The 15,197-nt window shown below is 66.2% G+C and carries 12 protein-coding genes and 1 pseudogene; 9 read left to right on the plus strand and 4 right to left on the minus strand.

Annotation, left to right across the window (positions count from 1 at the left end; genetic code table 11):
* The coding region (gene leuS / locus A2J02_RS05155; protein WP_068047624.1) for a leucine--tRNA ligase at nucleotides 1-2,630 on the minus strand (2,630 nt) is incomplete at its 3' end.
* Nucleotides 2,631-2,698: 68 nt separating this feature from the next.
* Between leuS and A2J02_RS05160 the strand changes: the two genes are divergently transcribed.
* From A2J02_RS05160 to A2J02_RS05175, 4 genes are read left to right on the plus strand one after another with little or no spacing between them, the layout of a single operon-like run.
* On the plus strand, nucleotides 2,699-3,103 hold the full coding sequence (locus A2J02_RS05160; protein WP_068047655.1) for an SdpI family protein: 405 nt from the start codon (nucleotides 2,699-2,701) through the stop codon (nucleotides 3,101-3,103).
* A gap of 4 nt (nucleotides 3,104-3,107) precedes the next feature.
* Nucleotides 3,108-4,088 (plus strand): DUF1648 domain-containing protein, encoded by a 981-nt coding sequence (locus A2J02_RS05165; protein ID WP_068047627.1) that lies wholly within the window; start codon nucleotides 3,108-3,110, stop codon nucleotides 4,086-4,088.
* Nucleotides 4,089-4,097: 9 nt separating this feature from the next.
* Nucleotides 4,098-5,099, plus strand: a complete 1,002-nt coding sequence (locus A2J02_RS05170) for a bile acid:sodium symporter family protein (protein ID WP_068047630.1) — start codon at nucleotides 4,098-4,100, stop codon at nucleotides 5,097-5,099.
* Between the two features lie 36 nt (nucleotides 5,100-5,135).
* Nucleotides 5,136-6,497, plus strand: a complete 1,362-nt coding sequence (locus tag A2J02_RS05175; RefSeq protein ID WP_068047633.1) for a glutamate decarboxylase — start codon at nucleotides 5,136-5,138, stop codon at nucleotides 6,495-6,497.
* Nucleotides 6,498-6,567: 70 nt separating this feature from the next.
* On the opposite strand, the gene A2J02_RS05180 is transcribed toward A2J02_RS05175, so the two are convergent.
* Both A2J02_RS05180 and A2J02_RS05185 read right to left on the minus strand, forming a co-directional pair.
* Nucleotides 6,568-7,185, minus strand: coding sequence for a YqgE/AlgH family protein (locus A2J02_RS05180; RefSeq protein WP_068047637.1), 618 nt, complete (start codon nucleotides 7,183-7,185; stop codon nucleotides 6,568-6,570).
* 48 nt (nucleotides 7,186-7,233) lie between these two features.
* Nucleotides 7,234-7,926: a TetR/AcrR family transcriptional regulator gene (locus A2J02_RS05185; protein WP_068047640.1), complete on the minus strand. Its 693-nt coding sequence runs from the start codon at nucleotides 7,924-7,926 to the stop codon at nucleotides 7,234-7,236.
* 118 nt (nucleotides 7,927-8,044) lie between these two features.
* Between A2J02_RS05185 and A2J02_RS05190 the strand changes: the two genes are divergently transcribed.
* The 3 genes from A2J02_RS05190 to A2J02_RS05200 are packed head-to-tail and all read left to right on the plus strand — an operon-like array spanning nucleotide 8,045 to nucleotide 11,847.
* Nucleotides 8,045-8,977 carry an NAD-dependent epimerase/dehydratase family protein gene (locus tag A2J02_RS05190; protein WP_068047643.1) on the plus strand — a complete coding sequence of 311 codons (933 nt, stop codon included), beginning with the start codon at nucleotides 8,045-8,047 and terminating at the stop codon, nucleotides 8,975-8,977.
* Nucleotides 8,978-9,001: 24 nt separating this feature from the next.
* Nucleotides 9,002-10,288: an MFS transporter gene (locus tag A2J02_RS05195; RefSeq protein ID WP_068047647.1), complete on the plus strand. Its 1,287-nt coding sequence runs from the start codon at nucleotides 9,002-9,004 to the stop codon at nucleotides 10,286-10,288.
* Nucleotides 10,289-10,347: 59 nt separating this feature from the next.
* Nucleotides 10,348-11,847: a DUF4185 domain-containing protein gene (locus tag A2J02_RS05200; RefSeq protein WP_068047649.1), complete on the plus strand. Its 1,500-nt coding sequence runs from the start codon at nucleotides 10,348-10,350 to the stop codon at nucleotides 11,845-11,847.
* Between the two features lie 53 nt (nucleotides 11,848-11,900).
* On the opposite strand, the gene A2J02_RS05205 is transcribed toward A2J02_RS05200, so the two are convergent.
* Nucleotides 11,901-13,367, minus strand: coding sequence for a CCA tRNA nucleotidyltransferase (locus A2J02_RS05205; RefSeq protein WP_068047652.1), 1,467 nt, complete (start codon nucleotides 13,365-13,367; stop codon nucleotides 11,901-11,903).
* A 101-nt stretch (nucleotides 13,368-13,468) separates the two neighbouring features.
* On the opposite strand from A2J02_RS05205, the gene A2J02_RS05210 reads away from it, so the two are divergent.
* On the plus strand, nucleotides 13,469-14,029 hold the full coding sequence (locus A2J02_RS05210; RefSeq protein WP_068047657.1) for an NUDIX hydrolase: 561 nt from the start codon (nucleotides 13,469-13,471) through the stop codon (nucleotides 14,027-14,029).
* Between the two features lie 2 nt (nucleotides 14,030-14,031).
* Nucleotides 14,032-15,197 (plus strand): annotated as a pseudogene (locus A2J02_RS05215) (glycoprotein); the annotation flags it as partial.

A 15,197-nucleotide genomic window follows, 5' to 3' on the forward strand; every position in this document is an offset into this window, starting at 1 on the left:
GCGACGAGCCACTTCTTCTCCACGCGCGGGAAGGGACCGTGTGCCAGCGACTTCTCGTGGCCGAGCTTGCTCCACAGTTCCTCGGACAGGTGCGGAGCCAGCGGAGCGAGCATCAGGATCAGCGGCTCGACGACCCCACGCGGAGCACCGTCGGGGTACGCCTTGGTGATGTGGTTGGTCAGCTCGATGAGCTTGGCACCGGCCGTATTGTCGCGCAGCGCAGCGTAATCCGCGTGCACACCATCGATCACACGGTTGAGCACGCGCAGTGTGTCCTCGGTGGGCTTGTCGTCGGTGACGCGGACCTCGCCGGTCACCTCGTCGAGTACCAGTCGCCACACCCGCTGCAGGAACCGCTGCGCGCCGACGACGTCCTTGGTCGCCCACGGCCGCGACGTGTCCAACGGACCCATCGACATCTCGTAGAAGCGCAGGGTGTCGGCACCGTACTCGGCGAAAATCTCGTCGGGGGAGACCGAGTTCTTCAGAGACTTACCCATTTTGCCGTACTCACGGTTGACGGGCTGGTCCTGATGGAAGTAGCCGCCGTCCCGTTCGACGACCTCGGCCGCGGGTACGTAGACGCCGCGGGCATCGGTGTAGGCGAAGGCCTGGATGTAGCCCTGGTTGTACAGGCGACGGTACGGCTCGCTCGAGCTGACATGGCCGAGATCGAACAACACCTTGTGCCAGAAGCGCGAGTACAGCAGGTGCAGCACCGCATGCTCGACGCCACCGACGTAGAGATCGACTCCGCCGGGATCGTTGGGTCCGTGGATCTCCGGACGCGGTCCGACCCAGTACTTTTCGTTCTCCGGGTCCGCGAAGGCCTCGGAGTTGGTGGGGTCGATGTAGCGCAGCTGGTACCAGGAACTACCGGCCCACTGCGGCATGACGTTGGTGTCGCGGGTGTAGGTCTGCAGCCCGTCGCCCAGATCGAGTTCGATCTCGACCCAGTCCGACGCCTTGGCCAGCGGCGGGGACGGCTCGGAGCCGGCGTCGTCCGGATCGAAGGAGACCGGTGCGTAGTTCTCGACCTCCGGAAGTTCTACCGGCAGAGCAGAATCCGGCAATCCGTGCGGGTTGCCCTCGGAGTCCCAGACGATCGGGAACGGCTCGCCCCAGTAGCGCTGGCGAGCGAACAGCCAGTCGCGCAGCTTGTACTGAATGGTGCCGCGGCCGGTGCCGTCGGCTTCCAACCGCGCGATGACGGCGGCCTTGGCCTCGTCCACCGGCAGGCCGTCCAGGAAGTCGGAGTTCACCAGTGCGCCGTCGCCGACGTACGCGGCCTCGGTGACGTCTCCGCCTGAAATGACCTCGCGCACAGGCAGACCGAATGCCGTGGCGAACTCCCAGTCGCGGACATCGTGTCCGGGTACGGCCATGATCGCGCCGGTGCCGTAGCCCGTCAGCACGTAGTCCGCGATGAACACAGGGACCTGCTCACCGTTGACCGGGTTGCTCACGTAGGCGCCGATGAAGACGCCGGTCTTCTCCTTGTTCTCCTGCCGCTCCAGATCCGACTTGGCGGCGATCGACGCGCGGTATGCCGCAACGGCTTCCGCGGGGGTGGCGGCTCCGCCGGTCCACTTGTCGGACACGTCGGAAGGCCACTCGGGAGCAACCAACCCGTCGACCAGTTCGTGCTCGGGGGCGAGCACCACGTAGGTGGCACCGAACAGCGTGTCCGGACGGGTGGTGAACACCTCGATGTTCGAGAACGAGACCTGTGCACCGCGGGATCGCCCGATCCAGTTGCGCTGCATGGTCTTGACCTTCTCGGGCCAATCCAGGTACTCGAGGTCGTCGACCAGGCGGTCGGAGTAGGCGGTGATTCGCATCATCCACTGCCGCAGGTTCTTTCGGAACACCGGGAAGTTGCCGCGATCGCTGCGTCCGTCGGCAGTGACCTCCTCGTTGGCGAGCACCGTACCCAGACCGGGGCACCAGTTGACCATCGAGTTGGACTCGTACACCAGACGGAACCCGTCGATCACCTCACGGCGCTCACCGACGGTCAGCGACTCCCAGGACCGGCCGTCGTCCAAAGATCGCTCACCCGAGGCGAACGCCGCCTCCAGTTCCGAGATGGGCCTGGCCTTACCGAGGTCCGCGTCGAACCACGAGTTGAAGATCTGCAGGAAGATCCACTGTGTCCAGTGGTAGAAGTCGACGTCCGTCGTCGCCAAGGACCGTCGGCGATCGTGCCCGAGACCCAGCCGACGCAACTGGCGTCGCATGTTGGTGATGTTGTGCTCGGTGGTGCTGCGCGGGTGCGTGCCCGTCTGCACGGCGTACTGCTCGGCCGGCAGACCGAACGCGTCGTAGCCCAGCGCATGGAGCACGTTACGGCCCTGCATGCGGTGATACCGCGCGAAGACGTCGGTGGCGATGTAGCCGAGGGGGTGGCCGACGTGCAGGCCACTGCCCGACGGATACGGGAACATGTCCTGAACGAACAGCTTGTCCTTCGGGACGTCTCCGGCGAGGGTTCCGACCGGGTTGGGAGCGTCGAAAGTGCCCTGTGTCTCCCACAGGTCCTGCCACTGCTCCTCGATGTGCCCGGCGAGTTCGGCTGTGTAGCGGTACTCGGGGGCGGACTCGGTGGGTGCTTCAACGGAATCGGTCACACCTACCAGCCTAAAGTGTGATGCGGCCCGCCTGGTACCAGGACCTCGCTGCGCCGTATCCTGGCCAGGTGGTCATCGTCTCGGTTGTGTTGTTCGTGCTCGCGCTCGTCGTCGGCGCTGTCGCTGCCATGTCGCTGCTGGGTCGGCTCCCACGCAACCGCTTCGCCGGTGTCCGCACCGCCGAGGCCATGCGTGACGACGAGACGTTCACCCTCGCCAATCGCGTCGCCGGTCCCACGACAGCCGCATCGGCGCTGGTACTGGCCATCGGCGCAGTGGCCGCCCTCGCACTGAACGGCATCGCCGCCGTCGTCGGCGTCGTCGTGGCCCTCGTGGCCGCGCTGTTCATCGCCGCAGCCGGCGGATCCATCGGGGCCCGCGCAGCAGCGGCCGTTCCGCCACCCGCCGAGGCGGACGGATGCGGAAGCTCGTGCATCTCGTGCAGCCTCAAGGACGCCTGCCAGCCGAGCTGAGCGGATGAAGGCGAAGGCACTACGCACGTTCGACCCGGCCGGGGTCGTGTTCGGCGTTGCCGTCCCCCTTGTCGTCGCCGCACTCGGACTCGTCCTGGCCTACCTGTGGCAAGGCCGTCTGCCCGAGCAGGTCGCCACTCACTTCAGCGGCACCGAACCGGACGACTTCTCCAATCCACTCTCCAACGCCTGGACCCTCGCGATCGTGATCGTGCTGGTCGGCGGTGGGTGCAGTGCCGTCGCGTCGTTGACTCGGGTGCTGCTGATCATGCGTCGAACCATGCTGGTCATCGGGCTGACCGTCGTCGGAACGATCGGTGTTCTGCAGATCGCGACCCTCGTCCGAGAACTGGACATGGCGTCCGAACGGAGCGTGACCATCCCCGGCTGGGCTATCGCGGTGGGAACCGTCGTCGGATTCGCGGCCGGGTTGTTCGGTGCGTCCAGGCTGCGTGACTACCGCGAACGCGTCGACGCCACATCACCGCCGCACGCAGATCTTCCGCGCTGCAGCCCGGAGTTGCCCCTGGTGGTCCACGTCGGAGCCAGCCGGGTCGCCGGCATTACCGTCGTGGCAGTCTCTCTGGCCGGCGCCGCTCTGACGTGCTGGCTGTCCGGCTCACTGTGGCCGATCTTCCTGTTCGCCCCACTGACGATTCTGATTCTGTCGCTGCTGCGCTTCACCGTGCACATCGACAGCGACGGCCTCTTCGTCTCGAGCCTGGGCATGGCGGCATTCGACTACGACATCGACGAGATCACCGGTGCCTCGGTGCGGGCGGTCGATCCTTCGAAGGAGTTCGGCGGTTGGGGTCTGCGGGCCAAGGGACGCGGGAACTACGCCGTCGCCACCGACGCCGGTCCCGCGGCCTTCGTCACCTTCGCCAACGGGGATCGGCTCACCATCGGATCCGTGCACGCCGAGAAGATCGCGGGCACGCTCAACACCTTGACCGCCCGCACTCGCAACGCCACGGTGGATTAAGTTAGCCAAGTGAAGTTGTTGCGGGATACCGTGCTGGACCCCTTCCTGTTGGGCATCTTCGCGGTCGCAGCGCTGGCAAGCCTGTTCCCGGCCACCGGCACAGCGGAGGACGTCCTGGGCTGGGTGACGCGCATCGCCATTGCCCTGCTGTTCCTCATCTACGGCGCTCGACTCTCGCCGCGCGACGCCTGGAACGGCGTCAAGCACTGGCGGCTGCACTCGGTGATCCTGGCGTGCACGTATCTGCTGTTCCCGGCACTCGGGCTGGCCCTGCGGATTCTCGTCCCCGGCGTGATCAGCGACGACCTCTACACCGGAATGCTGTTCCTCTGCCTGGTCCCGTCGACCGTGCAGTCCTCGATCGCCTTCACCTCCATCGCCCGCGGCAACATCGCCGGTGCCGTGGTGAGCGCCTCGTTCTCCAACATCATCGGAGTGTTCGTCACCCCGCTGCTCGTGATCGCCCTGATGACCACGACCGGTTCCGTGACCATCGACCCCAGCTCGGTACTCGACATCGCCCTGCAACTACTGCTTCCGTTCGCCGTCGGGCAGCTGATGCGACCCTGGGTGACAGGCTGGCTCACCCGGCACAGCGCGCCGACGAAGCTCGTCGACCGTGGTTCGATCCTGCTGGTCGTGTTCGCCGCGTTCAGCGAATCCATGAACCAGAACGTGTGGTCCTCGGTGCCGGTGTGGCGCATCGGCATCGTCGTCGCAGTGTGCGCTGCGCTGCTCGCCGTGGTGCTGGCGATCACCTGGTACGGAGGCAAGTGGCTGGGCTTCGCTTTCGAGGATCGGGTGGTGCTGCTGTTCTGCGGATCCAAGAAGAGCCTGGCCAGCGGGCTGCCGATGGCCGCAGTGCTGTTCGTCGGCCAACCCGTCGGACTGATCGTGCTGCCGCTGTTGATCTTCCATCAGATTCAGCTGATGGTGTGCACCGTGATCGCCCAGCATCTCGCGCGACGACCGCAATCGGAACAGAGCCCGGTGGGCAGCGTCGCGGACTAGATTGGGTGTCACTCGAGCCGATCACGGGAGAAGACGATGACCAGGAAAATCCATGCCGACGGTATCGTTTCTGCGGCCTACACCGGCCGCCTCGCCACCAATCCCGTACCCGCACTGAGACTTCCCGAGGAACAGCTCGATCCCGACGCCGCCTACCGCTTCATCCACGACGAACTGATGCTCGACGGCAGCTCGCGCCTGAATCTGGCGACGTTCGTCACCACGTGGATGGATCCGCAGGCCGAGAAGCTCATGGCCGAGACGTTCGACAAGAACATGATCGACAAGGACGAGTACCCGTCCACCGCCGCCATCGAGGAACGCTGCGTCAACATCGTCGCCGACCTGTTCCACGCGCCCGGACTCGACCGGGAGGACCCGTCGTCGGCCACCGGGGTCTCGACCATCGGCTCCAGTGAGGCCGTCATGTTGGCCGGATTGGCACTCAAGTGGCGCTGGCGAGCGAGGGGAGCAGGTACCGGCACTCCGAACCTGGTGCTCGGCAGCAATGTTCAGGTGGTGTGGGAGAAGTTCTGCCGCTACTTCGACGTGGAACCCAAGTACCTGCCCGTCGAGCGCGGACGCTACGTCATCACCCCGGAGCAGGTTCGAGATGCAGTGGACGAGAACACCATCGGTGTGGTCGCGATCCTCGGCACCACGTTCACCGGAGAACTCGAACCGGTGCAGGAGATCTGCGCTGCACTGGATGAGATCGCGGGTAGCGGCGGGCCCGACGTACCGGTCCATGTCGATGCAGCCAGTGGCGGATTCGTCGTACCGTTCCTGTACCCGGAGCTTGTGTGGGACTTCCGGTTGCCTCGGGTCAAGTCCATCAACGCCAGCGGCCACAAGTACGGACTGACCTATCCAGGAATTGGATTCGCCGTCTGGCGAACCAAGGAAGACCTGCCCGAGGACCTCGTGTTCCGCGTCAATTACCTCGGCGGCGACATGCCCACCTTCACGCTGAACTTCTCCCGGCCGGGCAACCAGGTGATCGGGCAGTACTACAACTTCCTACGCCTCGGCAGATCCGGCTACACAGACATCATGAAAGCGCTGCGCGACACCGCAGTTCGCGTCAGCCGACACCTCGCGAAACACCCCGACATCGAAGTGATCACCGACGGCTCGGCCATCCCGGTCCTGTCGTTCATGCTGAAGGATCACTGCGAGTTCACCGTCTTCGACGTCTCCCACGAACTACGCGCCCGCGGCTGGCAGGTGCCGGCATACACGATGCCCGACAACGCAACCGACGTCGCCGTGCTCAGAATCGTAGTGCGAGAGGGCTTCAGCGCGGACCTGGGCCGAATGCTGTGCATCGCCATCGACGAGGTGCTCGCCGGCTTGAAGTCAGGTGGACACTCGAGCGCGCAGGCCTTCGCTCACTGAGCGCTGCGCGCATGTGAGCGAAAACTCGACCCCTGCTACGAGGTTTCGCTCACGTGCGGCGCAGCCGCTCTCAGTTGCGGTCGACGTCGATCGGATGAGATGCCAGCAGCGCCAACGGCATCGGCTGCCTACGAAGTACGTGTGCCCACAGGTCGATCCGCGGCGGACCGATCACGTCGGATGCCAGGGCCGACAACACGATCCAGTCGTCACGGTCGAGTTCGCCTTCGAGTTGCCCGAAGGTCCAGCCCGAGTACCCGGCGAAGATGCGCACGCCCTCGACGAGTGGGGCGATATCGGCAGGATCGGAATCGAGATCGACCATCACCACTCGTCCGTCGACGCGGCGCAGACCGGGAACACCGTCGATCGACACACCGGTCCGCAGCGTCGCCAGGCACAGGGCGGAGTCCCGCTTGACGGGGCCACCGACGTACAGCGCCTGCGGTTTGGCTGCCAGCTCGGACCAGTTGGGCAGCACGTTCTGCACTGCGGTCTCGCTGGGACGATTGATCACGACACCGAGGCTGCCCGCATCGTTGTGTTCGATGATGTAGATGACGGTGCGCCGAAACGTGGGCTCGACGAGTTCGATGGACGACACCAGCAGACTGCCGGGACGGACATCTCGCAAGGCCGATGCCGTCTGGTCCTCGGGTTCCTCCGCATGCGCTGCCACGCTAGTCATTGTGGCACCGCCCACCGCCGGATGTGGCGCAAGCGATACGGCCAGTCCTCATGGGTCGAGTCCGGCGATCTTCGCCAGGAGTCCCAATTGGTATTCGAACAACGCGTCCCTGCTGGAGAACGTCGTGGCCCCGTACTGATCGAACACATCGAAGCTGATGGCCCCGAACAGCGACGCCCACACCATGACGCCCAGTGCAATCAGCCCGTCGGGCAGATCCATCTCCATCTGCGCACGGATGTCTTCGAAGCTGCCGTGCAGTGACGCCAGCTCGGGCGGGTCGGTCTCGACGTCCGGTCGACGTGTCTGCCACGCCGAGTGCAGGACGGCCACCAGGGTGGTGATCACCCTGGTGCCCGGCCCGGTGGTCTGTTCCGCAGGGGCGTGATAGCCGGGCACCGGGCTGCCGAACAGCAAGGCGTAGCGCGCCGGCTCCCGCAGTCCCCACTGCCGCACCGTCCGGCCGAGAGCCAGGAACTTCTCCTTGGCTCCGTCGGCCGCGGCCACCGCTGCGTCGACGGTGTCTCCGAGCTCGGTGTATCCGTCGACGACGAGAAGCGTCAGCAGCTCGTCTCGGCTGGCGACATATCGGTAGACGGCCGAGGAGACGACACCGAGGTCCCGCGCGACAGCGCGCAACGACAGGGCCGCGGCACCGTCGGCGGCCAGGTGTTCGCGTCCGATCCGCGTGATATCGGTCAGGGTCTGGGCGCGGGCTCGGGTGCGGGGAGTGCTCGCCATGGCTGCCACTGTAACTGCTGCTCTTTTCAGAGAGCAGTGCTCTTGCTTTATCGCCGCCGTGGGTGCACACTCTTCGTAACAGAGAGCACCGCTCTCGTTTTCCTCGAATGGAGCGATCATGACCGAACTTCACGTCGTCACCGGAGCCGGACCCGTCGGCTGGACGGTCGCCGAACAGCTTGCTGCGCAGGGGCATTCGGTACGGGTCCTCACCCGATCCGGCAGCGGACCCGAGCACCCGATGATCGAACGCCGCGCAGTCGACATCGAATCCGACGATCTCCGTCGACACCTCGACGGAGCCACCGCCGTCTACCACTGCACCCACGTCGCCTACGAGAACACGGTGTGGCGGAACAAGCTCGTCGCCATGGAGAACCGCGTGCTCGACGCGGCCGCGGGCACCGTCGTTGCGTTTCCCGAAAGTCTGTACGCCTACGGCCGGGTCGACGGTCCGATACGCGAGGACTCACCCCGCGAGGCGACGTTCCGAAAATTGGGAGTGCGGACCGAACTTCTGGCCGCGCGTGATGCGCACGCAACCCCAACCGTGAGCGTCGCGGCGTCGGACTTCTACGGGCCTCGGGTGATCACCTCGCACATGGGTGAGCGGGTCATCTCGCCGCTTCTCGCCGGAAAGCCGGTCCGCGTCCTCGCCTCCGCCGACCTTCCTCACTCGTTCACCTACGTCCCGGATCTGGCAGCCGCCATGCTCACGGCCGCGGCGTCACCGTCGATGTGGAACACCGTCCTGCATGCCCCCACCGCGCCCGCGGTCTCGCAGCGCACGATGATCGAGATGTTCTCGGCTGCTGCAGATCTGCCGACTCCGAAGGTCGGTGCCATTCCGGCCTGGGCACTGCGACTGCTGGGCGCGGTACCCGGTCCGATGAAGGAGCTCGGCGACACCCTCTACCAGTTCCGCTATCCCTACCTTCTCGACTCGAGCCGCAGCGAGGCGATCCTCGGGCTACAGCCCACCCCACTCGCCGACGGCACGGCCGCAACGATGGCGTGGTGGACAGCCTCGACGCCCGCCGTCTCCGCATGACGGGCGGGGGCTAAAGTCCCGTCGGTGAGCGACGCTTCCTTCCGTACCCGACTGCGTGAGTCTCCGGGGGTCGGCAAGCTGACGACCATTCGGTTCGCCGGTCAGTTCGGCGACGGGTTGTTCCAGGCCGCGCTCAGTGGTGCCATTCTCTTCAACCCCGAGCGCGCGACCAATCCGGCCGAGATCGCGGCCGGATTCGCGGTGCTGCTGGTCCCATATTCCTTGGTGGGTCCGTTCGCCGGAGCGCTTCTCGACCGCTGGGATCGCCGATCGGTCCTGCTGTGGGCCAACATCGTTCGTATGGTGCTGATCGTCGCCACCGCAATCCTGCTGTGCGCCGGGGAGGACGCCACACCGTTGTTGCTGTTGGCTTTGGCCACCGTAGGGCTCAGTCGGTTCGTGCTCGCGGGAGCGTCGGCATCACTGCCGCACGTGGTTCGGCAATCGTGGCTGGTACCGATGAACTCGGTGCTGGCCACCGTCGGATCCGGTTTCGCAGCGGCAGGTGCGGGCCTCGCCGTAGCGGTGATCGGCGTGATCGGTGCCGGGGATTTCGGCTCGGGTGTCGCCGTGGGTCTCTCGGCCACCGGGTCGGTCGTCGGGGCGCTCGCCGCCGCGCGGTTCCGACCACGATCCCTCGGCCCGGGCATCGAGAGCCGCACCGACAGTCCACTGAAAGACGTTGCTGAAGGGCTGAAATCGGGTGCGCAGGCCGTCTGGCGGTCCGCCGGTGTCACGACCGCGATGCTCGGCATCGGCGCGCACCGCATCGTGTTCGGCATCAACACTCTGATCATGGTGTTGGTTCTCCGCGAAACGACGAGCAGCACCCTGCCCGGCGGCCTTGCCGGCTTCGGCATCGCCGTCGGTGCCTCGGCGGTCGGCATGTTCCTCGCCGCCCTGATCACCCCCTTCGCCGTTCCCCGGTTCGGACGCACCCGCACGATCGCTGCCGCACTTGTGCTCGCCATCGTGGCGCAGCTCGGTGCCGTCTCGGGCCTGACGCAAACCAGCTTGCTGATCGGAGCCTTCCTCCTGGGCATCGCCGGGCAGACCGTCAAACTCAGTGGCGACGCTGCCATGCAGATCGAGATCGACGACGCCCATCGCGGACGCGTCTTCGCGCTGCAGGACACCGTGTTCAACGTCGCCTTCGTCGCCGCCCTCGCTGCGGCGGCCTTCGCCGTCGGCCCCGACACGACCGATCTGAGCCAGGACCCCAGCGTGCACATCCTGGTGTTCGTCGGGGCAGGTATCTACGCCCTCGGCCTGGCCGCAGCGGTGGTGAACACCGGGCGCACACGCCGCTGACGTGGTGTATCTTTCCGTATCGGACCGATGGGTTTCGTCGGAGAACACGGGGGCACCGCATGCACGGCCGCTCGGCGTCACTCGGCTGCATACTCGCGGTCGCCGCAGGTACGGCCGTTCTCGCTGCACCACCGGCGTTCGCGGCGCCGCCTCCGCCGGTGAACTCCTGTGGCGAAACAGGATTCGACCCCAAGGACTACCCACCCGAGCCCATCGGGCCGGGCAATCCGCCACAGCTGCCGCCGTTGCCGGATCGTGTGGTGATTCCCGTGCCCTATCCGTCGGTGGAACTCGTACCGGTTCCCGATCCGGCCCCGAACAACACCCGCGTACAGGCCGAACCGCTGACCGACCCGTGTGCGGACCCGTGCCCCGATCTCACCGACGACACCGATGCACCGACGCCGGCAACGGGCTCTGCAGACCATCTGCCGTTCCCGCGCATCGAGATCGACCCGCAACCCGAGACCATTCCGATCCCGATTCCCGGCCCCGCTGCCCCGGGAACGCCGCCGCCCGCGTCCGCCGTCAACCCAGCGGAGCCAGGACCCACGACGGTGCCGCCCGGAGCACCTGCCGTCGGAAACGTCGAGGTCGTCTCCCAGCTGACCGGACCGGGATCGGAGAACCGCACCGACAAGCGCTGGCAGGTGAACGGAACCGACCTCGGCATCATGTGGGAGAGCAAGCCCGGTGAGGTCGCCGTGGCCTTCGGCGATTCTTTCGGCAAAGGGTGGGAATTCGGCGTCGTGGGCGGCGACGACTGGCGTTCCAACGCACTCGGCCACAGCACCGACACCGACCTGTCCGACGGCATGACCCTGGACTACATGGTGCAGGATTCCCGTTGTCATGCAGCCGAACTGCTGCCGTCGCGCAAGGTAGAGAATTGGGAGACGACGGTCATCCCCACGTCCGGTTTCGCGATCGACGACCGGCAGTACATGTCGTACATGTCCATCAGGCGCTGGAGCACGATTCCCGGCATGTGGTGGACCAACTACGGCGGCATCGCCTACTCGGACGACAACGGTTCCACCTGGGTCAAGGACGAGCATGCCAAGTGGGACAACGTCTTCGGCTTCTCCAAGTTCCAGGTGTCGACGATGGTTCCGGCGGGGGAGTACGTCTACATGTTCGGCACCGTCAACGGACGCGCCGGACAGGTCGGGCTCGCCCGCGTCCCGAAGGCCGAGGTGTTGAACAAGACCGCCTACCAGTACTGGGTGAACGGCACCTGGGCTCCCGTCGGATCCAACGAGGCCACCCCCATCGCCGACGGTATGGCCGGGGAACTGTCGGTCCATCACGACGAGGCCCGAGGCCTGTGGCGGATGACGTATCTCGATCCGCTGCGCGGCGATATCGTTCTGCGCGAATCGAATTCACCGCAAGGTCAGTGGACCGCACCGACCACCCTGATCGACACCGCCGAGTTCCCCAAGACCTACGGCGGCTTCGTTCACCCGTGGTCGACGGCGAACGAGCTGTACTTCACCGTCTCGGAATGGGACAGCTACAACGTCTATCTGGTCAAGGCCGAGCTTCGCTCGTCGTGAGCGGAAACTCGTAGCAGGCTACGAGGTTTCGTGCACATGCGGCGCAGCCGCTCCTACTGCGTGGGCCACCACTCGAGCAGCGCGGCCTCCGCGTCCTCGCGGGAGAGCGGTCCGCGGTCGAGACGCAGTTCCTTCAGAAATTTCCATGCCTTGCCCACGTCGGGTCCGGCCGGGATGTTCAGCAACTCCATGATCGCGTTGCCGTCGAGGTCCGGCCGCACCCGCGCCAGGTCCTCCTGCTCGGCGATACGGGCGATGCGTTCTTCGAGATCGTCGTAGGTGGCCTGCAGCGCGGCGGCTCGACGCTTGTTCCTCGTGGTCGAGTCGGCCCGAACCAGCTTGTGCAGCTTGGGCAGTAGCTCGCCGGCGTCCGTGGCGTAGCGCCGCACGGCCGAATCGGTCCACTGACCCTTGCCGTAGCCGTGGAAACGCAGATGCAGGAACACCAGATGCGAGACATCCTCGATCATCTTCTTGGAATACTTCAAGGCGCGCATGCGCTTTCGCACCAACTTGGCACCGACGACCTCGTGGTGATGGAAGCTGACTCCACCACCCGGCTCGTTTCGCTTGGTATCGGGCTTACCGATGTCGTGCAGCAGTGCGGCCCAACGCAATACGAGGTCCGGATCGCCGTCCTCGAGATCGATGGCCTGCTTCAGCACGGTCAGCGAGTGGGTGTACACGTCCTTGTGCTGGTGATGCTCGTCGATCTCGAGCTTCATGTTGGGCACCTCGGGGATGATCCGCTGCGCCAGGCCCGTCTCGCACATCACGTCGATGCCGTCGATCGGGTGCTCGCCGAGGATCAGCTTGTCCAGCTCCACCTGGATTCGCTCGGCGGTGATGCGGTCGATCTGCTCCGCCATGTCCTCGATGGCCCGGTGCACCCGTGGCATCAGAGTGAACCCCAGCTGGGAGACGAACCGCGCGGCCCGCAGCATGCGCAGGGGATCGTCTCCGAACGAGACCTCCGGTGCCGAGGGAGTATCGAGAACGCCCTCGAGTAACGCGTCCATACCGCCGAGCGGATCGACGAATTCCTGGGCACCGTCCGCGCCTAGACGTACTGCCATGGCGTTGACGGTGAAATCGCGTCGAACGAGATCTTCTTCGAGGCTGTTGCCGTACTGCACCTCGGGATTGCGGGAGACCTGGTCGTAGGAGTCGGTGCGATAGGTGGTGATCTCGATCGTCTGGCCGTCCTTGGCCGCGCTGATGGTCCCGAATGCGATGCCGGTGTCCCACTGGTGGTCCGCCCAGCCCGACAGCAACGCCTGAACGTCCTCGGGCCTGGCGTCGGTGGTGAAATCCAGATCGGTTCCGAGTCGACCGAGAACTGCATCGCGCACCGAGCCACCGACGAGGAAGAGCTCGTGCCCCGCCGCGGCGAACAGTGCGCCCAGCGGAGTCAACACCGGAGCGAGTTCGCGCAGCGTCACAGCAGCTCCCGCCAGCAACCTCTCCCGGCGGGCATCGGTCTGCTCGGCGGAAACGGAGGACAGGGACTGATCGGCCACGGTGGGAGAGCCTACTTGCGCCGAGCCGATCGATTGTCCCGGCCTTCACCCCGCGGTGCGGCACGGTAGAAGAGTGCGCACAGGCAACTAGTATGGATCGGGTGTCTGCTGCCGAACGTGCGAACAGGAGCCGCCGCAACCCGCGGCGGCGTCAGGCACGCGCCGACACCGAAGCACCCAAGCTGCGGACCGTCCGCGAGACCTCGGCAGGCGGCCTGGTGGTCGACGGCCTCGACGGGCCGCCTGCCAAGCGCTGCGCCGCCCTCATCGGCCGCACCGACCGCCGCGGACGCCTCCTCTGGTCCCTGCCCAAGGGGCACATCGAGCAGGGCGAAACCGCCGAGCAGACGGCCATGCGCGAGGTCGCCGAGGAGACCGGCATCCGCGGCACCGTCCTGGCCTCGCTGGGCAGCATCGACTACTGGTTCGTCACCGAGGGCCGACGCGTCCACAAGACCGTCCACCACTACCTGCTCCGATTCCTGGGCGGCGAACTGTCGGACGAGGACCTCGAGGTGACCGAGGTCGCGTGGGTCCCGCTGACCGAACTGCCCTCTCGACTCGCCTACGCCGACGAACGCAAGCTCGCCGCCATCGCCACCCGTCTGATCGAGGACATGAGCAGCGGCAACTCGGGCGCACCCATCCCCGGCGGGAAGTGATCGTGCGGGCCCGGAAGGTCGCTGCCGCCGCATTGACCACGTTCGTTCTTGCGGTGGCACCGTCGGTCGGCTCCGCAGCACTGGTCCCCACGCAGCTTCCGAACGCCGCGGCCCAACCCGACTCCTCCGTCGGCGATGCGTCCGGCACCACCAGCGCCGTTCCGGACACTCCGATGACGCAGGACGGCAACCCCTTCCTGACGCTGAGCATCGAGACCGTCGCCCCCTCCACCGTCACCACCAGCAGCGACCCGTTCGTCACCGTGCGCGCCACGGTAAGAAACACCGGGGACCGCCGCGTCGACGACGTCAGTGTCCGGATGCAGGCCGCTGCCGCCGTCGACACCACCGCCGGCCTGCGGACCTCCCTGACTCTCGACCAGGACCGATTCGAGCGAGTGGGCGATTTCGTCACGGTCGCCGACTCACTGGAGAAGGACGAGAGCCGCCAGTTCGACATGTCGATGCAGCTGCGCAGCACCACCGAACCTTCACTGGGAATCGAGGTGCCAGGCGTCTACCCGCTGCTGCTCAACGTCAACGGCACCCCCGAGTACGGCGGAACCGCACGACTCGACGACGCTCGCTTCCTGCTCCCGGTCGTCGGGTTGCCCCGCAACCCCGGTGAGATGGACCCGACCGCTCCCGGCGCGATGCCGCTGCCCCCCAACACCCGCAACCCCGTGGCGATGACGGTCCTGTGGCCGCTGGCCGACATCCCTCGCCTCGCTGCCGGAATCCCCGGATCCATCGACGAGCGCGTGCGACTGATCGACGACGAACTCGCCGGCGAACTCGCCACCGGCGGGCGACTCGACACCCTGCTCAAGGCCGTCGAGTTCGCGACGCAACCCGGCCTCGATCCCGACGGCAGACTGGCGTCGAGCCTGTGTATCGGCCTGGACCCCGACCTGCTCGTCACCGTCTCGAACATGACCCGCGGATACCTCGTCGTCGACAACCCGGCCGATCCCGCCAGCACGACCCGTGAGGGCACCGGAAGTGCAGCCGCAGCCGAGTGGCTGTCCCGACTCGAGACGATCGCGTCGAGCACCTGCGTGACGGCGATGCCGTTCGCCCAGACGGATCTGGGGGCGGTGGCCGACATCGGCGATGCCACTCTGCTGAGCAGTGCTGTCAGTGCCCCGGCCGACATCGTCGACGGCAT

Source organism: Rhodococcus sp. EPR-147, assembly GCF_001647185.1.
GTDB lineage: Bacteria > Actinomycetota > Actinomycetes > Mycobacteriales > Mycobacteriaceae > Rhodococcoides.